This window comes from Actinoplanes sp. NPDC051405, from assembly GCF_055586185.1.
Window position 1 is genome coordinate 155402 of record NZ_JBVJIR010000009.1, and the last position, 22869, is coordinate 178270.

At 71.6% G+C, this 22869-nt stretch carries 21 protein-coding genes; 13 read left to right on the plus strand and 8 right to left on the minus strand.

Going from position 1 to position 22869, the window contains the following annotated elements; translation table 11 throughout:
- Positions 1 to 94: 94 nt before the first annotated feature.
- Positions 95 to 598, minus strand: a complete 504-nt coding sequence (locus tag ACZ6S4_RS20750) for a GNAT family N-acetyltransferase (protein ID WP_465476510.1) — start codon at positions 596 to 598, stop codon at positions 95 to 97.
- Positions 599 to 654: 56 nt separating this feature from the next.
- Here ACZ6S4_RS20750 and ACZ6S4_RS20755 point away from each other — a divergent pair, with 56 nt between their 5' ends.
- From ACZ6S4_RS20755 to ACZ6S4_RS20775, 5 genes are all read left to right on the plus strand, one after another.
- Positions 655 to 1536, plus strand: a complete 882-nt coding sequence (locus ACZ6S4_RS20755) for a fructosamine kinase family protein (RefSeq protein ID WP_465476511.1) — start codon at positions 655 to 657, stop codon at positions 1534 to 1536.
- A 146-nt stretch (positions 1537 to 1682) separates the two neighbouring features.
- Complete coding sequence (gene moaA / locus ACZ6S4_RS20760; RefSeq protein WP_465476512.1) at positions 1683 to 2690, plus strand: GTP 3',8-cyclase MoaA; 1008 nt, start codon at positions 1683 to 1685, stop codon at positions 2688 to 2690.
- A gap of 1 nt (position 2691) precedes the next feature.
- Positions 2692 to 2949, plus strand: coding sequence for a MoaD/ThiS family protein (locus ACZ6S4_RS20765; protein WP_465476513.1), 258 nt, complete (start codon positions 2692 to 2694; stop codon positions 2947 to 2949).
- Positions 2950 to 3170: 221 nt separating this feature from the next.
- Positions 3171 to 4499, plus strand: a complete 1329-nt coding sequence (locus ACZ6S4_RS20770) for a metallophosphoesterase (RefSeq protein WP_465476640.1) — start codon at positions 3171 to 3173, stop codon at positions 4497 to 4499.
- A gap of 124 nt (positions 4500 to 4623) precedes the next feature.
- Positions 4624 to 7785 (plus strand): UvrD-helicase domain-containing protein, encoded by a 3162-nt coding sequence (locus ACZ6S4_RS20775; protein WP_465476514.1) that lies wholly within the window; start codon positions 4624 to 4626, stop codon positions 7783 to 7785.
- Between the two features lie 14 nt (positions 7786 to 7799).
- On the opposite strand, the gene ACZ6S4_RS20780 is transcribed toward ACZ6S4_RS20775, so the two are convergent.
- A complete protein-coding gene (locus ACZ6S4_RS20780) occupies positions 7800 to 8306 on the minus strand; it encodes a prepilin peptidase (protein WP_465476515.1) in 507 nt (168 codons plus the stop codon).
- 368 nt (positions 8307 to 8674) lie between these two features.
- On the opposite strand from ACZ6S4_RS20780, the gene ACZ6S4_RS20785 reads away from it, so the two are divergent.
- Positions 8675 to 9373, plus strand: a complete 699-nt coding sequence (locus ACZ6S4_RS20785; protein WP_465476516.1) for an LppU/SCO3897 family protein — start codon at positions 8675 to 8677, stop codon at positions 9371 to 9373.
- Positions 9374 to 9463: 90 nt separating this feature from the next.
- A complete protein-coding gene (locus ACZ6S4_RS20790) occupies positions 9464 to 10666 on the plus strand; it encodes an ATP-binding protein (protein WP_360546582.1) in 1203 nt (400 codons plus the stop codon).
- A gap of 6 nt (positions 10667 to 10672) precedes the next feature.
- Here ACZ6S4_RS20790 and ACZ6S4_RS20795 read toward each other — a convergent pair whose 3' ends face one another.
- Positions 10673 to 11155, minus strand: a complete 483-nt coding sequence (locus tag ACZ6S4_RS20795; protein ID WP_465476517.1) for a GNAT family N-acetyltransferase — start codon at positions 11153 to 11155, stop codon at positions 10673 to 10675.
- Positions 11156 to 11240: 85 nt separating this feature from the next.
- On the opposite strand from ACZ6S4_RS20795, the gene ACZ6S4_RS20800 reads away from it, so the two are divergent.
- On the plus strand, positions 11241 to 11783 hold the full coding sequence (locus ACZ6S4_RS20800) for a DoxX family membrane protein (RefSeq protein WP_465476518.1): 543 nt from the start codon (positions 11241 to 11243) through the stop codon (positions 11781 to 11783).
- Positions 11784 to 11888: 105 nt separating this feature from the next.
- Positions 11889 to 13385, plus strand: a complete 1497-nt coding sequence (locus ACZ6S4_RS20805; protein ID WP_465476519.1) for a glycosyltransferase 87 family protein — start codon at positions 11889 to 11891, stop codon at positions 13383 to 13385.
- A 44-nt stretch (positions 13386 to 13429) separates the two neighbouring features.
- On the opposite strand, the gene ACZ6S4_RS20810 is transcribed toward ACZ6S4_RS20805, so the two are convergent.
- From ACZ6S4_RS20810 to moaC, 4 genes are read right to left on the minus strand one after another with little or no spacing between them, the layout of a single operon-like run.
- Positions 13430 to 13861: a molybdenum cofactor biosynthesis protein MoaE gene (locus tag ACZ6S4_RS20810; protein WP_465476520.1), complete on the minus strand. Its 432-nt coding sequence runs from the start codon at positions 13859 to 13861 to the stop codon at positions 13430 to 13432.
- Entirely contained in the window at positions 13858 to 15084 is a 1227-nt protein-coding gene (locus tag ACZ6S4_RS20815) for a molybdopterin molybdotransferase MoeA (RefSeq protein ID WP_465476521.1), read from the minus strand. The genes ACZ6S4_RS20810 and ACZ6S4_RS20815 overlap by 4 nt, the downstream gene beginning before the upstream one ends.
- Positions 15081 to 15566, minus strand: a complete 486-nt coding sequence (locus ACZ6S4_RS20820; protein WP_465476522.1) for a MogA/MoaB family molybdenum cofactor biosynthesis protein — start codon at positions 15564 to 15566, stop codon at positions 15081 to 15083. The genes ACZ6S4_RS20815 and ACZ6S4_RS20820 overlap by 4 nt, the downstream gene beginning before the upstream one ends.
- Positions 15563 to 16036 (minus strand): cyclic pyranopterin monophosphate synthase MoaC, encoded by a 474-nt coding sequence (gene moaC, locus ACZ6S4_RS20825; RefSeq protein ID WP_465476641.1) that lies wholly within the window; start codon positions 16034 to 16036, stop codon positions 15563 to 15565. Before moaC ends, ACZ6S4_RS20820 begins: the two co-directional genes overlap by 4 nt.
- A 562-nt stretch (positions 16037 to 16598) precedes the next feature.
- Here moaC and ACZ6S4_RS20830 point away from each other — a divergent pair.
- The 4 genes from ACZ6S4_RS20830 (at position 16599) to ACZ6S4_RS20845 (ending at position 21574) form a co-directional block, all read left to right on the plus strand.
- Entirely contained in the window at positions 16599 to 19136 is a 2538-nt protein-coding gene (locus ACZ6S4_RS20830) for a putative bifunctional diguanylate cyclase/phosphodiesterase (RefSeq protein WP_465476523.1), read from the plus strand.
- Positions 19133 to 20377 carry a glycosyltransferase 87 family protein gene (locus ACZ6S4_RS20835; protein ID WP_465476524.1) on the plus strand — a complete coding sequence of 415 codons (1245 nt, stop codon included), beginning with the start codon at positions 19133 to 19135 and terminating at the stop codon, positions 20375 to 20377. Before ACZ6S4_RS20830 ends, ACZ6S4_RS20835 begins: the two co-directional genes overlap by 4 nt.
- A 1-nt stretch (position 20378) precedes the next feature.
- Positions 20379 to 20810 carry a TFIIB-type zinc ribbon-containing protein gene (locus tag ACZ6S4_RS20840; RefSeq protein WP_465476525.1) on the plus strand — a complete coding sequence of 144 codons (432 nt, stop codon included), beginning with the start codon at positions 20379 to 20381 and terminating at the stop codon, positions 20808 to 20810.
- Positions 20811 to 20887: 77 nt separating this feature from the next.
- Positions 20888 to 21574 carry a maleylpyruvate isomerase N-terminal domain-containing protein gene (locus tag ACZ6S4_RS20845; RefSeq protein WP_465476526.1) on the plus strand — a complete coding sequence of 229 codons (687 nt, stop codon included), beginning with the start codon at positions 20888 to 20890 and terminating at the stop codon, positions 21572 to 21574.
- A 4-nt stretch (positions 21575 to 21578) separates the two neighbouring features.
- Here ACZ6S4_RS20845 and ACZ6S4_RS20850 read toward each other — a convergent pair whose 3' ends face one another.
- A complete protein-coding gene (locus ACZ6S4_RS20850) occupies positions 21579 to 22811 on the minus strand; it encodes an SUKH-3 domain-containing protein (protein ID WP_465476527.1) in 1233 nt (410 codons plus the stop codon).
- Between the last annotated feature and the right edge of the window lie 58 nt (positions 22812 to 22869).

The window sequence follows — 22869 nt, forward strand, 5'->3', positions numbered from 1 at the left end:
CCGGCAGCGTGGCCGAATTCAGCCCGCCGCCGCCTGCCAAACCCGGCGCCTGTGGATAACCGGGTTATCCACAGGCGTCCCCCACGACCTCGGCTCAGGAACGAAACTGCAACTCATGCAACTCGAGCCCGTCCTGCTGCCAGTCATGGGCATGCCGGTCCAGGTCCATGGTCAGTTCGATCGACGACACCACGTCGTATCCGGCCGCGTGCAGGCTGCGGATCGCGTCGACGTTGCGCGACGACGGCGAGATCGTCAGCGAGACCATGTTGCGCTTCTTCGCTTCCGCCGCGACGTGCCGCAGCAGCTTGCGGCCGACCCCCTTGTGCCGGTGGGAGCCGGTGACGACCACCGGCTCGACCTCACCGGCGCGGCCGCGCATGATGAGCCCGACCAGGCCGATCACCCCGTCATCGGCGTGGTCGGCGACCCAGAGCCCGCTCAGATCCAGCCGGGTGAGGTACTCCTCGAAACCCGCGCCGGCATCGTCGGCGGCATCGCCGTACATCTGGTTGTGCTGATTGGTCAGCTCCGACCACAGGCGGCGACCAGCGCTGTGGTCGCTCGGCCGGTACGAACGCACCGCGACAGGTGTCATGCCGACATTTTGACTCCGATCCGGGCACGCCGTAACCCGAAGTGGAAGATAAGGCGGTGGATCTGGCGTACCTGCGCGCGCACCCCCAGCATCTCCCGACATTTCTCACCCACCAGCGGATCCGGGAAACCCCCGTCGGGGGCGGTGACGTATGCACCGCATCCCGCCTGACCTTGGACGATGGCGCGTCACTGTTCACCAAGACGTGGCCGTCCGGCAGCGCTCCCGAGCACTTCTTCGCGACCGAGGCCGCGGGTCTGCAATGGCTTCGCGAGACGGGGACCGTGCCGATCCCGGAGGTGCTGGTGGCGCTTCCGGAGATGCTCGCGCTCGAATGGATCGACTCGGGTCCGCCGTCCCCGGCTGCCGCCGAGCGGTTCGGGCGGGAGCTGGCCGGGCTGCATCGCCGGGGGGCGGATACCTTCGGCGCGCCTTGGCCTGGGTTCATCGGGCCGTTGGCTCAGGACAACACGCCCTCCGCCGGGCCGTGGGGGCCGTGGTTCGCGGAGCGGCGGCTGCGGCCGTACCTGAAGATCTCGGCCGACAGCGGCGCTGTCCCGCCGGCGGACGTCGCGGTTGTGGAGCAGGTGATCGAGCGGATCCAGGGGTACGGCGGGGACGAAGCGCCGGCCCGGCTCCACGGCGACCTGTGGCCGGGGAACGTCCTGTGGGGCGCCGACGGGCGGGCCTGGCTGGTCGATCCGGCTGCGCACGGTGGGCACCGGGAGACCGACCTGGCGCAGCTCGCGCTCTTCGGCGGGGCGCCGCACCTGGAGACGATCATGCGGGCGTACGCGGAGGAGTGGCCCCTGGCGGACGGCTGGCGCGAGCGCGTACCCGTGCATCAGTTGCACCTCCTGCTGGTGCACACAGCGGCGTTCGGCGGGGCTTACCGCAGCTCAGTGCGCTCCACGGCCGACGCCGCACTGCGGAGCTGAGCGCTCAGCGTGCCCCGGACCACAGAACGCGCGACGCCAAATGTCATCTCCAAGCGCTACGTTCGATCAGTGAGCGAGCGTGCCGGGCGATCCGGGTGGCACCGAGCTCCTGCCCACGTGGCCTACCAGCGGGGCGAGGAGTCGACATGAGTGTGCTCGCTGACCGCTTCGGGCGGGTCGCGACCGACCTGCGGGTGTCGTTGACCGACCGGTGCAATCTGCGCTGCTCGTACTGCATGCCCGAGGAGGGCCTCGCGTGGATGCCGCGCGAGCAGCAGCTCACCGATGACGAGGTCAGCCGCCTGATCCGGATCGCCGTCGAGCAGCTCGGCGTCACCGACGTACGGTTCACCGGCGGCGAACCGCTGATCCGGCGAGGGCTGACGGGCATCATCGCCGCGGCCGCCGCGCTCAAACCTCGGCCCAAGCTCTCCATCACCACCAACGGCATCGGGCTTGAGCGGCTCGCGGGTGCGCTGCGGGACGCCGGCCTGAATCGCGTCAACGTCTCCCTGGACACTCTGTCGCCGGCCCGGTTCATGGAGCTGACCCACCGCGACCGGCATGCCGACGTGCTGAAGGGCCTGGCCGGGGCAGCCCAGGCCGGACTCACCCCGGTGAAGATCAACACTGTGCTCATGCGCGGGGTCAACGACGACGAGGCTCCGGCGCTGCTGCGCTTCGCGCTCGACCACGGCTACCAGCTCAGATTCATCGAGCAGATGCCGCTGGACGCTCAGCACCAGTGGGATCGGCACGAGATGGTGACCGCTGAGGCGATCCTGGCCTCGCTCGAGCCGTACGGCCTGCTACCCGATTCGGTTTCACGTGGAACAGCGCCGGCCGAGACCTGGCTCGTGCCCGGCTACGTCGACGCGGCGGGCAATCCGGCCCGGGTCGGGGTGATCGGCAGCGTGACCAGGCCATTCTGTGGCGACTGCGACCGCACCCGGCTCACCGCGGACGGCCAGGTCCGCAACTGCCTGTTCGCCACGGAGGAATCGGACCTGCGCGGGTTGCTGCGCTCGGGGCGGCCGGACGCGGACATCGCCAAGGCTTGGCAGGCCGCGATGTGGGGCAAGCGAGCGGGTCACGGGATCGACGACCCCTCCTTCCTGCAGCCGGTCCGCCCGATGTCAGCGATCGGGGGCTGACGTGTCGAGCGGTGCGGGCCTGGTGGAAATCAGGTACTTCGCGGGGGCGCGGGCGGCTGCTGGTTGTTCGTCGGAAAGCGTCGCGGCCGGATCACTCGAGGACCTCACCGTGGTTCTGGCGCAGCGGCACGGCGAGCGGCTCGCGATGGTGTTGAAGGCGGCCAGCTTCCTGGTGGACGGACTCGCCTGTCATGATCGACAAGCGGCATTGCCCGCCGGCGCGACGGTGGACGTCCTGCCGCCGTTCGCTGGGGGTTGAGCTTGATCGCGTTCGTCGCGCTCATCATCGTCGTCATCGGCCTGATCCACTTCTACCTGTGGAAGCGGCTGGTGCGGGACCCGTTCCGCGCTGGGCGGGTGCGCCGGTTCGGCGGTTTCGTGGCGATTGCGCTGGCAGTGCTGGTGCCGGCGACCCTGATCGGGGTGCGGTCCGGTTATGTCGAGTGGCTGGCCTGGCCGGGGTACCTCTGGATCGCGCTGATGTTCTACCTGCTGGTGACGCTGGCGGTCCTGGAGATCCCGCGCCTGGTGATCAACCTCTGGATCCGGGCGACGAGCAAGTCCGCCAGTCCGGCCAAAACCGGCCCTGGTGCCGAGGCCACAGCCACGACGGCCGCTGCGGGAGCCGGGAACAACACGGTCGCTGCGGGAGCAGCCGGGCCCACGCCGGCCACCGCGAGAGCAGCCGGACACACGACGGCCACCGCGAGAGCAGCCGGACCCACGACGGCCACTGCAGGAGCAGGCGGACCCACGCCGGCCACCGCGGGAGCAGCCGGACGCACCACGGCCGCCGCGGAAGCAGCCGAGGCCGCTCCGGCCACTGCGGGAGCGGCTGGACTCACGCCGGCCGCTGCGGCTGCAGCCGGGCCGCCTACGACCGGTGCGGGAGCCGCCCGGCCCACGCCCGGTGACGGCCTCGCGGCCGATACGGACCCTGAAGGGGCAAGCAAGCCCGAGGTCACCACCGATTCATCCGGCTCGCAGGGCATCGACCGGCGGCTCCTCCTCGCCCGCGGCGCCGCGATCTTCGCCGGGCTCACCGCAGCCGGCATCACCGGCTACGGCGTGAAGACCGCCCTCGGCCCCCCGCAGCTCGACCGGTTCCAACTCCCCATCGCCAAGCTCCCCCGCGCCATGGACGGCACCCGGCTGGCCGTCGTGTCCGACATCCACCTCGGCCCGCTGACCGGCACGAATCACGCCGCCCGGATCGTCAATCTCATCAACTCCGTCAACGCCGACATCGTCTGCATCGTCGGAGACCTGGTCGACGGCAGTGTCGCCGAACTGGGCCGGTCCGCCGCGCCGCTCGCGAACATCGAGTCACGCCGGGGCGCCTATTTCGTCACCGGGAACCACGAGTACTACTCCGGTTACCAGGAGTGGGTCGCCGAGGTGGCCCGGCTCGGGGTGAAGCCGCTGCGGAACGAGCGGCTGGAGCTGGACGGGCTCGACCTGGCCGGCGTCAACGACATCGGCGGCGCCGACTTCGGGGACGGGCCTGATCTGCGACGGGCCCTCGGGGACCGCGACACCAGCCGGCCGGTTGTGCTCATGGCTCATCAGCCCGTCGTCGCCCGGGACGCTGCTCCGTTTGGCGTAGACCTTCAGGTTTCCGGGCACACCCACGGTGGTCAGATGGCTCCCTTCAACCTGCTCGTCAAGCTGGAGCAGCCGGTGGTCAGTGGGTTCGGCACGGTCGACGGTGTGCCGGTCTACGTCACCAACGGGGCCGGTTTCTGGGGTCCGCCGGTGCGGGTGGGCGCGCCGCCGCAGGTCACTGTCATCGAGCTGCGTACCCCTTAGCAGTGAATCTTGGGGGTTGCGCTGAGCCACGGGGCACATCTCCGCAGGATTCAATCGTGGATCGGTTATGTCACTTCGCGCGTGGCGGCTCGTGGCGCGCCGGGCGCTCGTGACAGGATGCAGCGTGCCCTCGGTTAGCGCAGGGTCCTCGGTCACCGCGGACACATACGTCGCGGATCTGCACATCCACTCCAAGTATTCGCGGGCCTGCAGCCGCGACCTCACCCTGCCGAACCTGGCCTGGTGGGCTCGCCGCAAGGGCATCGCCGTGCTCGGCACCGGGGACTTCACGCATCCCGCCTGGTTCGACCACCTCCGGGAAAATCTGGTCCCCGCCGACGAGCCCGGCCTCTACCGGCTCGGCGCCGACGCGGAGCAGGAGGTCAGCCGCAAGCTGCCGCCGATCCTGCAGAGCAGCACCGACGCGCGCTTCATGCTCAGCGTCGAGATCTCCACGATCTACAAACGCGACGACCGCACCCGCAAGGTCCACCACCTGATCTACATGCCGGACCTGGCCGCCGCCGCGCGCTTCAACACCGCGCTCGGCCGGATCGGCAACCTCACCGCGGACGGCCGCCCGATTCTCGGCCTCGACTCCCGCGATCTGCTGGAGATCGTGCTCGAGGCCAGCCCGGACGGCTACCTCGTCCCCGCGCACATCTGGACCCCGTGGTTCTCCGCGCTGGGCTCCAAATCCGGCTTCGACGCCATCGCCGACTGTTACGCCGACCTCGCCGAACACATCACCGCCGTGGAGACCGGGCTCTCGTCCGACCCGGCGATGAACTGGCGGGTCTCCAGCCTCGACCGCTACCGGCTCGTGTCCAATTCGGACGCGCACTCGCCCGCGGCGCTGGCCCGGGAGGCGACGCTCTTCACCGGCGCCCCCGACTACTTCGCGATCAAGGCCGGCGAGACCCTGGCGGGCACGATCGAGTTCTTCCCCGAAGAGGGCAAGTACCACGCGGACGGGCACCGGGCCTGCGGCATCAACTGGGCGCCGCAGCAGACCCGCGAGCACGGCGGCCGCTGCCCCGAGTGCGGCAAGCCGCTGACCGTCGGCGTGCTCAACCGCGTCGAGGAGCTGGCCGACCGCACCGACGGCGGCGAACGGGACCAGCAGGTCGTGCACCTCATCCAGCTCGCCGAGATCCTGGGCGAGATCAACGGCGTCGGCCCGAAGTCGAAAACCGTCGACGGCCAGCTCAACCACGTGGTCGCCGGCCTCGGCGCGGAGCTCGACATCCTGCGCAACGTCCCGCTCGACGACATCGGCCAGGCCGGCGGCGAGCAGCTGCGCGAGGCCATCGACCGGCTGCGGCGCGGCGACGTGCGGCGGATCTCCGGGTACGACGGCGAGTACGGCGTCATCACCCTCTTCGAGCCCGGCGAACTGCGCAACAAGCAGAGCGCTCCGCAGGCCGAGACGCTGTTCGACATGATCCCCGTACCGGTGCCGCAGCAGCGCAAGGCCGAGCCGGCGATCGGCCGTGCCCCGGTCCCGAAGGCTGCCAAGGAGCCGAAGAAGAAGGCGCCGCCGCTGCCCCCGCCGGCCAGCCCGCACGAGCCGTTCGAGCCGATGCTGGCCGGCATGGAAGAGGTCGGCACCGGGCTGCTGGACCGCCTCGACGCCATGCAGCGGGTGGCGGCCTCCGCGCCCGGCGGCCCGCTGCTGATCGTGGCCGGGCCCGGCACCGGCAAGACCCGCACGCTCACGCACCGGATCGCGTACCTCTGTGCTGAGCTGGGTGTCTTCCCCGAGCGCTGCCTGGCCATCACCTTCACCCGGCGCGCCGCCGAGGAGATGCGCCACCGGCTCGACGCGCTGATCCCGGACGTGGCCGAGGACATCACGGTCGGCACGTTCCACTCGCTCGGGCTGACCATTCTCAAGGAGAACGCCAAGGCGGCCGGGCTCGGCGCGAGCTGGCGGATCGCCGACGACGCGGAGCGCGCCGCGGCCCGTGAGCAGGCCGGCGACGACGACCATGCGTACGCGAAACTGCTCCGTCAGCAGGACCTCGTCGACCTGGACGACCTGCTCACGATGCCTGTCGCGTTGCTGCGTGACGAGCCGGAGCTGGTCGAGCGGTACCGCAAGCGCTGGCAGTGGATCTTCGTGGACGAGTACCAGGACGTCGACGACACCCAGTACGAGCTGTTGCGCCTGCTCTCCCCGGCGGACGGCAACCTGTGCGCGATCGGCGACCCCGACCAGGCGATCTACTCTTTCCGCGGCGCCGACGTGGGCTACTTCCTGCGCTTCAGCCGCGACTTCACCGACGCCCGGCTGGTCCGGCTCACCCGCAACTACCGCTCGTCGGCGCCGATCCTGGCCGCCGCCGTGCAGGCCATCGCGCCGACCACGCTGGTGCAGGGCCGCCGGCTGGACCCGGCCCGCGTCAACCCCGAGTCGCCGCTGGTCGGTCGCTACTTCGCGGGCAGCGTGGCGGACGAGGCCGACTTCGTCGTCCGTACCGTCGACGAGCTGGTCGGTGGCCTGTCGCACCGTTCGCTCGACTCCGGCCGCATCGACTCCCGCGCGGTCGCGCCGGGCACCCTGTCCTTCGCGGACATCGCGGTGCTCTACCGCACGGACTCCCAGGCTCAGGCTGTGGTGGACGCGCTGTCTCGCGCCGGCGTACCGGTGCAGAAGCGGTCGCACAATCGCCTGCGGGACCGGCCCGGGGTCCAGGTGCTGGCGCGCGAGCTGCGGCACGCCGACGGCCTGGGCGGATCGCTGGCCGCCCGGGTCAAGCTGACCGCGCAGGTCCTGGCTCAGCGGTACGCGGCGCCGACCCTGGACGCCGAGCAGCTCGCGCCCGAGGACGTCTGGACGGCTGCCGACCTGCTGATGCCGCTCGCCCACCGGATCGGCGAGGACATGACCCGCTTCCTGCAGGAGATCGCCACGGGCGCCGAGGTCGACGCGCTCGACCCGCGGGCGGAGGCGGTCAACCTGCTGACCCTGCACGCGGCGAAGGGGCTGGAATTCCCGGTCGTGTTCCTGGTCGGCTGCGAGGACGGGCTGCTGCCGCTGCGCTGGCCGGGCAGCAAGCCGACGGATGACGAGACGGCTGAGGAACGGCGTTTGTTCTTCGTGGGGCTGACGCGGGCGCAGGATCGGCTCTATGTGAGCCACGCGGCGCGGCGCTTCCGGCACGGCAAGGAGCGCGAGCAGTCACCGACACCGTTCCTGGACGCGATCGACGCGGGGTTGTTCGAACGCATGGGTGACGCCGTCCCGTCCCGGCCCAAGGATCGCCAGCTGCGCCTCCTCTGAGCTGGGACAGGTAGTTAAGTGACCAGGCAACCGAGCAGCGCGCCGGTCAGCAGAGCCGGCCCCAGCGGCAGAGCGGTCCGGCGTTTTGCTCTCCCGGCGAGCAAGAGCATCAGCGCGACCGGACCGTTGATCAGATGCGGTGCCATGAGCCCGACGACCACGGCCGGCCACCCCACGAACCCCAACGTGAAACCGAGCACCGTGGCGAGTTTCACGTCACCCATTCCCAGCCCGGCGCCGGGCAGCAAAGCGACGATCAGATAGACACCGCCGCTGAGCAGAGCCCCCAAAGTCGCCCGCACAAGACCAGCAGGCTCGCCGGTCAGTAGAGCGACAGCACTGAGAGGCAACACCGTGCCGACCGCCAGCAACCCCACCAGCGGGTCCGGCAGACGCAGGCAGCGCAGGTCGATCAAGGCCAGCAGGATGCCCAGCAGTGCCGCGGGAAGCAGCACCACCAGCAGCGGCGCCGGCCCGATCGTCGCGCCCAGCACGCCCCCGACCAGCGCACCTGTCGTCAAGGTCCACACCGGTGCCCGGGCACAGTCGCACGATGCTCCCGCCCGTACCCAGGTCGGTAGATCGGCCGTGCAGTCAGCGCAGGTCGATCGCGGCCGGCTGCCGCGGGGCACCGCCAGGCGGTGCGCCAGGCGGGGGACGAAGGCGGCCGAAGCGCCGCCGAAGATCGCCGCGCAAACCGTCACCGTGAACGACATGGGGCTGAACGGTAGTGGTCCGGCGTCCCCCGCGCGGGTCGCGTTGCCGACAGACGAGGCGAATGGCCCTGTTGTAGCCGAGTTGAGCCCAGGTCGGCGCGATTCCGGGAGAGAACGAGCCGGGCGTGCACGCTACGGTGGCGTACAGCGAACCCGCGCCTGGAGGAACCCCGATGTCGCAGAACGGCCCCTACCCCGGCCAGGGCTGGTCGGCCGGCGGACCGCCGGGTTCCGACGAGCCGTACACCGAGCCGGCCGATCCGTGGGGTGACGCCGCGACGCATCCGTCGCCGGTGCCCGAGACGGCCTGGGGTGGCCAGCCGATGTCGGTGCCGCCCTCGCAGGAGAATTCCGCGGGCTTCCACGGTGGTTATCCCGTGGCGCCGATGAACGGCGTGCCGCCGGTCTGGCAGCAGCCGCCGGCGCCACCGCCGCGCAAGCGCAACACTCCGATCATCGCTCTGGTGGTCGTGCTCGCTCTGCTCATCATCGGCGGGCTGGCGACCGCGGGCTGGCTGGTGCAGCGGGCCGGCAACCCGGAGGCCGGGCGGTCGGCCCAGCCCACCGCGTCGGCGAGCGCCACCAACGGCTCGGTGCCCGAGCCGCAGAGCAGCGAAGACGCGCGCTTCGTGGGCAAAGGCCAGTGCGTGCGCAACGAGGGTACGGCGGACGACAGCCCCGACCTCAAGATCGTGGCCTGCGCCAGCGGCACCTACCAGGTGCTCAGGCGCGTCGACGGCCGCACCACCGGCGAGGCTGACGCCGAGTCCAAGTGCAGCAAGGTTCAAAAGTACACGAAGTGGTACTTCTACGACAGCGAGCTGGACAGTCTCGACTTCGTGCTGTGCCTCAAGGAGTATGGGGTCGACTAGCGCTCTCTAGGGCTGACGCTAGACACTCGTAGAGAGCGTTCGATTGCGAACTCTAGCTTTTCGGCTAGAGAGCCCGATACGGTGCTATCCGTGGATCCGGTCCGCAACCCGTACGCGCCCGGCGCCGGCCAACGCCCGCCCGAGCTGGCCGGTCGCGGCCGTGAGCTGGACGCCTTCGACGTCGTCCTGGAACGCGTCGCCCGGGGCCGTCCCGAACGCAGCCTGGTCCTGACCGGACTGCGCGGCGTCGGCAAGACCGTCCTGCTCAACACCCTGCGCTCGGCCGCCATCGGCCGGCTCTGGGGCACCGGCAAGATCGAGGCGCGGCCGGATCAGTCGCTGCGCCGCCCGGTCTCCGCCGCGCTGCACATGGCGATCCGCGAGCTGACCCCGCACCACCGCAACCCGGAACGGGTCGACGAGGTGCTGGCCGTCCTCAAGGCCTTCGCGCTGCGGGCCAACGACTCCTCGGCAAAACTGCGCGACCGCTGGACGCCCGGCATCGACGTGCCGGCCGCCCGGGGTCGCGCCGACTCCGGCGACATCGAGATCGATCTGGTCGAGCTGTTCACCGACGCCGCGTCGCTGGCCACGGACGTGGGCACCGGCATCGCCCTGTTCATCGACGAGATGCAGGACCTCGGCCCGACGGACGTGTCCGCGCTGTGCGCCGCCTGCCACGAGCTGTCCCAGCTCGGCGCACCGCTCATCGTCGTCGGCGCCGGCCTGCCCCACCTGCCGGCCGTCCTGTCCGCGGCAAAGTCCTACTCGGAGCGCCTCTTCCGGTACCAGCGCATCGACCGCCTCGACCGGATCGCCGCGGACCTGGCCCTGTGCGCGCCCGCCGCCCGCGAGGACGTCGAGTACGAGCCCAAGGCGCTGGACCTGCTCTACGACAAGTCGGGCGGATATCCGTACTTCGTGCAGGCGTACGGCAAGGCGACCTGGGACCACGCGCCGACGTCGCCGGTGACCGCGGAGGACGTCCGGGTGGCGGCGCCGGAGGCCGAGGCGGAGCTGGCGGTCGGCTTCTTCGGCTCCCGCTTCGAGCGCGCCACCCCGGCCGAACGCGAGTACATGCGCGCGATGGCCTCCCTCTCCGGCGACTCGGGCAACGACATGGACGCCGCCGTGCCGACCGCTGACATCGCCGCCGCGCTGTCCCGGCGCCCGGCCAGCCTGTCGCCGGCCCGGGACGCCTTGATCAAGAAGGGCCTGATCTACTCGGGCGAGCGGGGGACGGTGGCGTTCACCGTGCCGCACTTCGGGCGGTATCTGCGCACCCAGCCCTAGCGTGGCTCAGACGAGGCGCCAGGCCGACGGGTAGCGGGCCTCGACCGGCCGCAGGGCCAGGACCTGCCAGGCGTCGCCGGCCGAGGACCATTCGCTGGTGATCCCGTACGGCGCAGCCGGCACGAACCCGAACCGCCGGTAGTACGCCGGTTCGCCGAGCACCAGCACGAGCCGTTCCCGCGCCTCGGTGGCCCGCCGCAGCGCGTCCCGGACAACGCTGGTGCCGAGCCCCTGTCGCTGCCGCTCGGGCGTGACGGCCACCGGCCCCAGCGCGAGCGCTTCCTCGCCCCCGACCATCACCCTGCTGAGCAGCGCGAACGCCACCAGGCGGCCGTTTTCCTCGGCGACGACGGAAAACTCGGGCAGCCAGGCGTGGGTCGGCCGCAGAGCCGCGACCAGCCGGGCCTCAGCCTCACCGCCGAACGCCGACTCCAGCAGACGGCGAATGCCGTCGGCATCCTCAGGTTGCTCGATCCGCACCTCTGTCATGCTCGGAAAGCCTACGGTGGCCGGTCAGGAGCCCTGTCCACCACTCACCCGGCACACCGGCGCGGATCCGGGTATAACGAGGGTTATGAAGCCTGTGCGTACTGCAGCCCGTGCCATGCTCGGTGCGATCTTCGTGGTCAGCGGCCTCCGCGTCGTGCTCGACCCGGATGCCAAGGTCACCGCGGCCAAGCGGATCACCGACAAGGTCGCGCCGCTGATCGAGAAGGTTGATCCGCGCCTGCCCACCGAAGCGCGCGACCTCGTGCGGGCCAAGGCCGCGTCCGACGTCGTCGCCGGACTGCTGCTGGCCAGCGGCCGCCTCACCCGGCCGGCCGCCCTCGCGCTCGCCGCCGGCCTGGTGCCGACCACCTTCGCCGGGCATCCGTTCTGGACCTATCCGCAACCGCAGCGCGCGCAGCACCAGACCGACTTCCTGAAGAACCTCGGTCTGCTCGGCGGCCTGCTGCTCGCCGCCGTCGACACCCAGGGCAAGCCCGGCATCGGCTATCGGACCAGCCACGCGGTGGACCGCTCGCAACGCTCGGTGCGCCGCGCGGTGCGGACAGCCCGGCGCGAAGCCAAGATCGCCACTGTCTCCGCGGCCGCCGCGCGCAAGATCCCCGGGTAAATCACCTAACGGGCTCGCCCGGCGTTAAGCCGTCGAAGCACCAGGGCGGCGGCGCGCTCGAGACCGGCGCCGTGCCGCCGGGTCGAGCTACGGGGAGGTCGCGCCATGCCCGCGAGGCGGACTGCCGCGCGTCCGGCCACGACCAGGTGCCTGGTGGTCCTGCTCGCGTGGGTCGGCATCCTGGCCGCGATCACCACGATCGCCCAGCGGTACGGCTTCAGCGGCCTCGCCGTGGACCGGGCGGCGATCATCCACGCCCTCGCCGGCGACGGCCTGTACGCGTACCGCTCGCCGCTGACCCACCTCGGCACCGCACTGCCACCGCCGGCGTTGTTCGTCGTCTCCCCCGCGGTGTTCCTGCCGTTGCCGCTCGCCGGCTGGCTGACCGCCCTCGCCGGAGTGGCGGCCCTCGGCCTGTCGATGATCGCGCTGGTCAGCCCGGTGGCACGACGCTACGGCCGCCGCCCCTGGCCGGTCGTGCTGGCCGCGAGCGCCCTGGCCCTGACCATCGAGCCGGTACGCGCCGCCCTCGGGCTCGGCACGCTCGACCTGCTCGCGTTCGGCCTGGTCACCGCGGACATCGTGGCGCTGCGCCGAAGCGCGTGGGCGCTCAGCCGGGCGGCGTGGTGGCCGGGCCGGCCGGCATCCTCACCGCCGCGCGGCCGCACCCCGGGCGACCTGCTGCGCCGCGGATGGTCGACCGGCGCCTGGGCCGGCCTCGGGGTGGGGCTGGCGACGGCGCTGGCGGTGACTCCGGCTTTCTTCATCGTGTACCTGGCGGTGACCAAACAGTGGCGGGCAGCGCTGACCGCAACGGGCACCGCTCTGAGCGCGGCGCTTGCCGCCTGGCTGATCAGTCCTCGGGAGACTGCCGCCTGGCTCGGCGAGGTGCTGTGGCGCATCGACCGCACCGGGCCGGTCGACGCGATCGCCAACCAGTCGCTGGCCGGCGTGCTGGCCCGGATCTACGACTCCGCGACAGCGCCGGTGCTCTTGTGGTTGTCGTTCTCGTTGCTGCTGATCGCGGTCGGGTTGATCCGCGCACGCGCGGCCCACGCGGACGGGGACGAGATCGCCGCGTTCACGCTGGTCGGGCTGACGGTGGCGATCGTGGGCCCGGTGACCGACACCCACGAACTGATCTGGATCCTGCCGGCGGTGCTGATCCTGATCGACGCGGCGGCGCGGCGGCGGGTGACGTCGCAGCGGCGGCCGCCCGGTCGCCGGCCTGGGATGACCTTCGCAGTGGTCGCCGGGATGACGTATCTGCTGTTCGTGCTGGCTCCGATGTGGAGTCTGCGTGACTCGTTCTCGGACAACTGTTATGCGCTGGCCTTGATTCTGCTGGTCAACGCGTTGCCCTGGCGTCCGGGGGTGGCGCCGGCGTTTCCGATCAATCGGTGGTTGGGGCGGGTCTCTCCTGGAGCACGCCGGAAGCCGGCCTCCGCTGGTCTGGGCGGTGGAGGTGGCGGCCGCTCGGCGGGCGGCGGTCCGGCGGGCGCCAGCCCGGGTCCTGCCCGGCGGGTGGGGCCGGCGAGCAACCGGCCGGGTGGTCCGCTGCCGGCGACAGCCATTCCCCCGCCACGCGACCCGGGCCGCTGAGCCGCGCCCGGTGGAGGTGAACCGGCGAACCTGCCCGCCGATGCTCAGGGGCAGTTCACCCACTCCTCGCTGCCGTCGGTGAACACCTGCCGTTTCCAGATCGGCAGGCGGGCCTTGGCCTCGTCCACCAGCCGCGCGCACGCCGTGAACGCCGCCGCCCGGTGGGCCGTGCTCACCGCCGCCACCAGCGCCACGTCTCCGATGCCCAGCACTCCCACCCGGTGCGACACCGCCACCGCGTAGACATCCGGGTCGGCCGCGATCTCTTCCGCCACCTCGCGCAGCACCGCCGCCGCGGTCGGGTGGCCTTCGTATTCCAGCAGCGTCACGCCTTTGCCGTCGTCGTGGTCGCGGACCACGCCCTGGAAGGACACGACCGCGCCGGCTCGGGGGTCCGCCACGGCCTTCTCGTGGGCGGCCAGGTCCAGGGTCGTGTCGTGGACCTCGGCGATCCGGACTGTCTCGGTGGTGGTCACGGGCGCTCTCCCGGATACAGCGGCAGGGGGTGGAACGGAACCAGGTCGCCGGCGGCCGCTTCGGTGTCGGGGCGAACCACGACGAAGCCGTCGGCGGTGGCCAGGCCTCTCAGCATTGCCGAGCCGACGTGGCCGACCGGGGTGGCCCGGCGGCCGTCCTGGTCGAGGGCGGCCAGGGCCAGGTGGGTGAAGCCGCCGCGGCCCGGGACCGGCGTGGTCAGCTCGACCTTGCGCAGCGGCGGCAGCTCCCGGCCGTGCAGGCCGGCCAGCAGCGGGGCGACCAGGGTGATCAGGGCGATCACGGCCGACTGCGGGTTGCCGGGCAGGCCGGCCAGGAAACGGTAGCGGCCGTCCGGGGACGGCACCTTGGCCAGCAGCATCGGGAAGCCGGGGCGGACCGCGACCGTGTTGATCACGTATTCCGCGCCGAGCTCGGCCAGGGCCGGGTGCAGGTGGTCAACCGGGCCGTTCATCGTGCCGCCGGTCGTGCAGATCACGTCGGCGATCGTCAGTGCCTCGCGGATCGCGGCGACGTGCGCTTCGAGGGTGTCCCGCACGGGGCCGCGCACCGCCCCGGGGCTGACAGTCGCGCCGTAGCGGCGCAGCCAGGCGGGGACCAGCGGGCTCAGCGAGTCACGGACCCGGCCGGCTCCCGGTGGGCCGCTGGTGAGCAGCTCGTCGCCGAAGACCAGCAGGGCCGCGCGGGGTTGCGGGCGGACCGGGATCCGGTCGTACCCGCAGGTCGCCGCCATGCCGAGGACCGCGGGGTCGACCGGGGTGCCGGCCGCCAGCAGCTGCTCGCCGCGGCGGGCCTCGTCACCGGGCATCCGCCACTCGGGCTGGGGGCGGGGTGCGCCGCTGACCCGGCCCTCGGCGTCGCGGGTCGACTCCTCGACGCGGATCAGGGCTTCGGCACCCTCGGGGACCATCGCGCCGGTGGCGATCTCGACGCAGGTGCCGTCGGCGGTGAGCGGGGCCGCCGCGCCGCCGGCCAGCACGCGGCCGGTCGGCCGCCAGGGCGCCGCGCCGCGGACGGCCCAGCCGTCGATGCTCGACGTCGGGAACGCGGGCAGGTCGGTCAGCGCGACCAGAGGATCAGCGAGGGTACGGCCGTCGGCCACGGCGAGCGGCACATCCTCGGCAGGACCGGCCACTGCCCGGCCGGCTTCGTATCCGAACGTGCGTGCCTTGTCCCAGTCGACCGGGATGCTGTCTGCGCTCACCCCGAGAGCTTATGGTCGCTGCCGCCGATCTGGGCGACGGTGTGGACAAGGATCGGCCCGAGCACGGCCAGGCCGTCGCGTGCGCCGCCGGTCGAGCCGGGCAGGTTGACCACCAGCGTGCGGCCCGCCACCCCGGCCAGGCCGCGGGACAACGCCGCCGACGGCACCTTTTCCCTGCTGTATGCCCGGATGGCCTCGGCGATCCCGGGCACCTCGAAGTCGAGCAGCGGACGGGTCGCCTCGGGGGTCCGGTCGGTCGGAGTGACACCCGTCCCACCGCTGGTCAGCACCACCTGGATCCCGTCCGCGACGGCGGCTCGCAGCGCCTCGGCCACCGGTTCGCCGTCGGGCACCACGACCGGCTCCGGGTCCACCTCGCAGCCCAGGTCACGCAGCCCGTTGACGAGCAGGGGACCGCTGGTGTCGGCGTACACGCCGGCCGCGGCGCGGTTCGAGGCGACGATGACGCGGGCGCGGATCACGAGCGGTCCTGCGGGCGCAGCCACTGGCCGGTCTTGCCGCCCTCTTTGCGCAGCACCCGTACGGCTTCGATGCTCGCCGCCGGGTCGACGGCCTTGACCATGTCGATCAGCGCCAGCCCGGCGGTGGCGACGGCGGTCAGCGCCTCCATCTCGACGCCGGTGCGGTCGGCTGTCCTGGTCGTCGCGGTGATGTCGACGCCGGTGTCGGTGATGCTGAGGTCGACGGTGACCCCGTGCAGCCCGATCGGGTGACACAGCGGCACGAGGTCGGGCGTGCGCTTGGCGCCCATGATCCCGGCGATCCGCGCGACGGCGAGGGCATCACCCTTCGGCAGGCCGTCGCCGCGCAGCAGAGCGACGACTTCCGGCGTCGTGCTGAGCCGGCCGGCGGCGACGGCCAGGCGCTCGGTCACGTCCTTGGCCGTCACGTCCACCATGCGGGCGGCCCCATGGGCGTCGACATGCGTCATTTTCGCTGCGTTCGTCACCCGTACAGCGTATCGAGGGTGGCGGTGCGGTCCCTTATTAACCCCGCGGATCCTCTCGCTTCGTCAGCGATCACCAACTTTGCGTAGCCATTTTGATTCGCAATCCGTTCCGCGCGGTGAATTGGGCCATCGTGCGCTATTCACCGCAGCGAAGCCGCGTCGACAGAAGTACATTCACTTCGACCACCCACCACCGGAGCAGGGCATTTGCCGACGTTTGGCCGGTATGGGACCGGGGCACCCAGCCATACCGATTGCATGCGGAGCGTTATTCCTTCGCTACACATTCGGTACATTCGTCGCGATACTCGCAATTCGTGAAACGAGCGACAAATCCTTCTTCACAGATCTGCTCATCGTTCCTAACCTTTGGTCAGAAACGCGAGCTCAGATCTAAGGAATTCGTCGCGCCGGCGCCACACAATGGCCGCCGCGCATTCACGGGAGCGGAGGTGTGCGATGCGTGAGCACGAGTGGAGCTGAAGCCGGTACCGTCACCCAGGTAGACCCAGCCATTGACAGCCCGTACGGGCGACAGGTCACCATGGGGTATGGGAAGTCCGCAGTGAACGACGCGAAGACCGACAGGCAGCTCCGGCTGTATGTCGGTCTCGTCGTGTTCGGGGGTCTGTGCTGCCTGATCTGGGCTGCCGGCGCCCTCACCGCTGTCGCGCCCGGACAACTGCTCTATGTCACCGCACTGACCGTCATCGTCGCGTCGGCCACCTCCCGGCTCATCGAGATGCGGGTCCGGTCGGACCACCACACTTTCACCTCGACCTCGGGCTCGATCCTCGTCGCGGTGGCCACGGTGCCGCTGCCCCTGGCCCTGATCTGTACGGCGCTGGGCATCCTGATCGCCAAGGCCTTCCTGCGCGACTCCCTCAAGATCAGTTTCAGTGTCGCGAAGAACGTGCTCGCCGCCGCGGCCGCGGGCGCCGCCGCGAACCTGGCCGGCATCCGGCCACCGACGAACCTGACCTTCGCGGTCGAGTTCGGGCCCCGTCTCGTCGCCGCTCTCGTGCTGGCCTCGCTCGCTTACGCCGTCGTGGACGAGTTGCTCTCCCACACTGTGGTGGCGTTGGCGACCCGCACGTCGTGGCTGCAGTCGTTCAAGCGCAACTGGGACGTCGTCGCGGTCGTCCGGCTGATCAATGTCGCCGTCGCCCTGCTGGTTCTGTACGTGGTCAAGAGCGAGCCCCTGTTCATCGCGGCGATGGTGCCGGCGATGCTCGCCCTGCAGTTCGCCACGAAGAACCAGATCCGGCAACGCGTCGACCAGGAGGCCTGGCAACGCCTCGCGGCCAGCACCGGCCAGCTCAACGTCACGGATCTCACCGGGGTCCTGCACGCGGCTGTGACCCGGGTTCCCGAGCTGTTCTCGGCTGACGGTGCCGAGATCGAGCTACGCGACGTCAGTCCACCGCGGCTGGTGCGAGGCTCGGCGAGCCGGATCTCCTACGAGGGACCGGCCACCGAAGCGCCCGCTCGGACCGGGGAGGTCATCGAGGAAGACCTGCGGGGCCCGGAGAACGAGAGGATCGGCGTACTACGGCTGCTCTTCCGCAAGTCGGTCAAGCTGAGCGATTCCGAGAAGTACAAACTCCAGACGTTCGCCTCCTCGCTCTACACCGCGGTGCAGAACGCCCGGGCCTACGCCGAGCTCAAGCGGATCAACGCCGAGAACGCGTACGCCGCCGCGCACGACCCGCTGACCGGCCTGGCCAACCGCCGCGAGCTGCTGGAACAGGCGAGAACGATCTTCGAGGCGCGCAACACCGACGGCATCTTCGCCCTGTTGCTGATCGACCTCAACCACTTCAAGGAAGTCAACGACACGCTCGGGCACACCGCCGGTGACGACGTGCTGCGGGAGGTCGCCAAGCGCCTCGAGGAGGCGGCCGCGCCCGGTGACCTGGTGGCCCGGCTCGGCGGCGACGAGTTCGCGCTGCTGCTCACCGGCCTGCCCACCCCCGCGGTCGCGGCGCACCGGGCCACCGTGCTGCTCGACAGCCTGGAACGGCCGATCGAGGTCGAGGGCATGCAGCTCACCGTGCAGGCGGCCGGCGGCATCGCCCTGGCCCCCGGCAGCGGCGGCGTCCAGGAGCTGATGCGCCGCGCGGACGTGGCGATGTACCAGGCGAAACGCGGCGGTCAGCGGACGGCGACCTACGCACACGCGCGCGACACCGCCGACGTGGGCCGGCTCATGCTGGGCGGGGAGCTGTCCCGCGCGGTGGCCGAGCACGAGTTCACCGTGGACTTCCAGCCCATCGTCGACCTGGGCAGCGGCGAGGTGATCTCGGCCGAGGCGCTGGCCCGCTGGCACCATCCGCAGCACGGCCACCTCACCCCGACGCAGTTCCTGCAGACCGTCGAACGCTCCGGGCAGCTGCCGGGCTTTGTCAACGCGGTGCTGGAGCAGTCGCTGTCCGCGTACCGGATGTGGCTCGAAGCCGGCTTCGACCTGCCGGTGGCGGTCAACGTCTCGCCGCGCAGCCTGCTCGACGAGACCTTCCCGGCCGCCGTGCTCGCCCAGCTCGGCCGGCACGCCGTGCCGGCCGACCGGCTGGTGCTCGAGCTGGCCGAGACCCTCACCCTGAGCCAGCTCGACGTCGTCGACCGGGCGCTCAACGAGCTGCGCGATGCCGGCGTACGGCTGGCCCTCGACGACTTCGGCACCGGCGTCTCGTCGCTCTCGGTGCTGTCCCGGCTGCCCGTGCACCAGCTCAAGATCGACCGTGGGTTCGTCCGGGCGGTCGAGACCTCGTCCGAGGCCGCCGCTGTGGTCCGCTCGACCGTGGACCTCGCGCGCAGCCTGCGCCTGACGGTCGTCGCCGAGGGCGTCGAGAGCGAGCCGCAGCGTCTCGCGCTCTGGGAGCTGGGCTGTGTCGCGGGGCAGGGCCACCTGTTCGCGCGTCCGATGCGTTCCGGGCGGCTGCTGGCCACGCTGCAGCGCGGTTCCGGCGGACGTCCAGGTGTGCTGGCCGGGGCTCTGCATCCGGCCGGGTCCGTCGTCCGGATGCCCCGGCGCCGGACGCCGGGGCAGGGCAGGTCTTCTCTGCCACACTTGCCCGCGTGACTCTGCTCGCGCGACTCGACCGGGCCCGGGACGGCCTCGCCGCCGACGCCGCGCTGTACGGCCTCGCCGCCGCGTTCGCCCTGGTGACCGCGCTGACCTCGACGTTGCTGCCGCACCGGGCCTGGGGTGCCGTTGCCGCCTGGGCCTACCTCGGCGCGTTCCTGGTGGTGGCCGGGCAGCTGGTGCTGCGGCGGCCACGGTGGCGGATGACGCTGACCTGGGCCGCCTGGGCCGGCACGGCGATCCTGCCGCTGGTGATCGAGGCGGTGCAGCGGGCCGGTGGGCGTACCGACCGGGCGCAGGAGGAAGTGCTGGTCGTCGAGCACATGGGTGAGCGGCTGGCGAGCACCGGGACGCCGTACCTGGGGCCGGAGGCGATCGCCGCGCTGCCGCCGGGTGAGCAGTTGCTGGGGTATGCGCCGTACCAGCCGGGTATGGCCGTTTTCGGCCTGCCGCGCGCCGCCTTCGGTGACGTCTGGTGGACCGACGCCCGGGTCTGGTTCGCGGTGGCGACCGCGGCTGCGCTCATCGTGGCGATCCGGCTGCTGCCGCGGGGCGCGAGCCTGGTGCGAGCGGTGCAGGTTGCGACCGTACTCCCGATCTGCGCCCTGACCCTGGCCACCGGTGGCGACGACCTGCCGGTCCTGGCTCTCGCCCTGCTGGCCCTGGCCTTGTGGGCGGGCGGCCGCTACGGCGCCGCGGGCCTCGCCGTCGGCGCGGCCGCCGCCCTCAAGCTCTTCGCCCTGCCGATCGTGGTCGTTCTCGCCGTCCTCGCCCTCACCACCGGCAACGGCCGCCGCTTCCTGCCCGGCGCCCTCGGCCTGCCGCTCCTGACGCTGATGCCCGCGCTGCTGGTCGACGGGAACGCGTTCGTCGAGAACGTGATCCGCTTCCCGCTCGGGCACGGCCTGGTGACCAGTCCGGCCCAGTCGCCGTTCCCCGGCTACCTGATCACCCAGGCGGTGCCGGGCGGTCGTTATGTCGCGATCGGCCTGCTGGTCGCGGTGGCCCTGGCGATCGCCGTCGTGCTCGTCCGCCGGCCGCCGCACACGGCCGCGGCGGCTGCGCTCTTCTGCGGGTACGGCCTGCTGGCCGCGATCCTGCTGATGCCCACGACCCGTTTCGGATACCTGCTCTACCCCCTGGCCCTGCTGGTCTGGGTGCCCGCCCTCGGCACAGCACTCAGCAGACCCACAGCAAGTACGGCACCACACGGAGACACAGCCTTGTACCGTTTGTGAGATGCAGATGACCTGTCCGAAGTGTCATGGCGAGATGCGGGTTTACGAGCGCAGCGGCGTCACGGTCGACCAGTGCACCGAGTGCCGGGGAATCTTCCTCGACCGGGGTGAGCTGGAGAAGCTCTTCGAGGCCGAGGCCAACTGGAGCGGACCGGGAGGAGCGCCCGCCGCCCCTCGCCCCGCGCAGGCCCCGCCCGCGGCTCCGCAGCCGGGTGGCTACGCCCCGCCGCCCCCGCCGCCCCACGGTGGTGGCTACGCGTCTCCGCCGCCGCCCGCCTACGGCCAGCCGGCGTACCCCGCCGCGGCCCCCTACGGCGCGCCCCAGCCGCAGTACGCCGCCGGATACCACGGCCACTACCGCCAGCAGGGCCACCACGGTCACTACCGCGGCCGCAAGAAGCACAAGGGCTTCCTGAACGAGTTCTTCGGCTGAGCCGGCCCGCGCAAGCCGCAGTCCCGCCCGCGCCTTCTGGATGCGGGCGGGCTCGCGGCGTGCCAGGGTGCTGAGTCATGGGACTCCCCGCGCCCGCCGCCCTCGCCGAGGCCTTGACCGCCGCCTATGCCGGCGTGACGGCCGTCGTCCGTGATCTCGACGACTTCGACCTGTTGCTGCCGTCGGGCTGCCGCGGCTGGACGATCTGCGACCTGCTGCTGCACCTGAGCCTCGATCCGCAGCGGGCCCTGGTCGCGTTGGCCACGCCGGCCGACGGTCCGCCGGACACCGACTTCGTCACCTACTTCCGGTCGTTCCCGGGTGCGGGCGAGACCGGCGCCATCGCGCACGCCCAGTGGGTCCGCCGCACGGCCGCGGCCTTCACCCGGCCGCACGGCGTCGTCGAGCGCTGGACCGAGACGGTCGCCGCCGCCGGGTACGCGGCCCGCCAGGCCGACCCGACGAGCGTCATCCGTACGCAGAATCTGGTGCTCCCGGTCCCGGACTTCATCGCCACGCTGATCACCGAGGCGGTCATCCACCACCTCGACCTGATCGTGTCGTTGCCGGACGCGCCCGACCCGGCACCCGAGGCCGTGGCGATCGCGATGTCCACCGTGGACGGCCTGGCCGGTGGCGACGGCCTGCCTGACTACTGGTCCGAGCCGGAAGCCCTGCTCAAGTGCTCGGGCCGCGAAGGGCTGACCACCGACGACCGCGAAGCGCTGGGCGATCGCGTGGAGCTCTTCCCGCTGCTGAGCTGACGACCTACCAGGTGCCGTCGTCGCGGACGCGTTCCGCCGGGCCGTCGCCGGTCAGCAGGCTGAGCAGGCCCTCGTCCAGGGTCTCGCCCAGGAACCACTCGCCGCCCTGGTCCAGCGCGAACAACCGGCCGCGCTCGTCGATCGCCACGATCGCGTCGCCCTTGGCCTCCACGCCGAGGGGGAACAGCGGCGCCCCGATCACCTCGGCGAACTCACCCAGCACGTCCGCCGAGTGCGCCGCCGCGACGGGCTCGAGGTTGAGCCAGCGGACCCAGCGGCGTACCCCCGGGCCGCGCAGGCCGCAGAAGATGCCCGGGAAATCCATGATCGCGGCCCGGGCCGCCGGGAACGGCACGTGCCGGAACCGCAGGCCGGGCACGTTGACCACGTCGTCGATCATCCCGTCGGCCAGCACCTCGGCCACCACCGGCTGCATCGGGCGCCAGCCCGCGTCGGCGAGGGCCCCGGCGACCGGGTCCGGGAAGCGACCGGGCTGGGCGATGTTCTCCGAGTACGGCCGGAAGGGCTCCACAAAAGCCAGATGTGACCACGGCAGCAGCGCGAAGTCGACGAGCGTCAGGATGCACGACTCGCACGGCCGCGCCGCGGTCGCGCCCAGCGGGTCACCCCGGTCCCGGACGTAGTAGGCCTCGAAGTCGGCGGTGCGCAACCATGCGCGGGCCTCGTCCAGCGTCAACGGCTCACCACGCTGCCGGTCCGCCTCGTGCAGGGCGTCGGAGAGCACGATCAGCTCGGCGTGGCGTTCGGTGCCGCGGACCGTCCGCCCGGGCTCCAGACTCCCCAGATAGGCGCGGACCAGCGGATGATGGTCGATCTCCTGGTCGCCCTTCGCGCCGCGGGCGATGAACAGCCGGCCGTCGACGGTCAGGTGCGCGGCGGTGGTGGGCGTCGGCCGGCGACGGGCGTTGCGGCGCAGCTCCACCTCGGGATCGACCGTGCGGCGCTGGGCGACCACGTTTGGCTGGTGGGTGCGGTAGAGGTCGGCGATCACCTCGGCGGGCACACCGGGATAGGTGGACAGGGCACCGGTCTGGCGGTCGATGACCGTGCGGGCGCCGTCACCGGGGATGGGCAGCACGGTGGGCGGCTGCTTCGTCCAGACCACAAAACCGAGGTCGAACTCGGAGACCATGGGCAGGCACTCGTACCCCCGGCGCTCGGTCTCGCTGCGCGCCCAGCCGGCGGCGATCTCCTCGGCGTCCTCCCGCGTGATCATCTGAACCCCTGTCGCCCCGCATCCGTGTGCGGAGGTGAAACTACCGGACCACGACGCG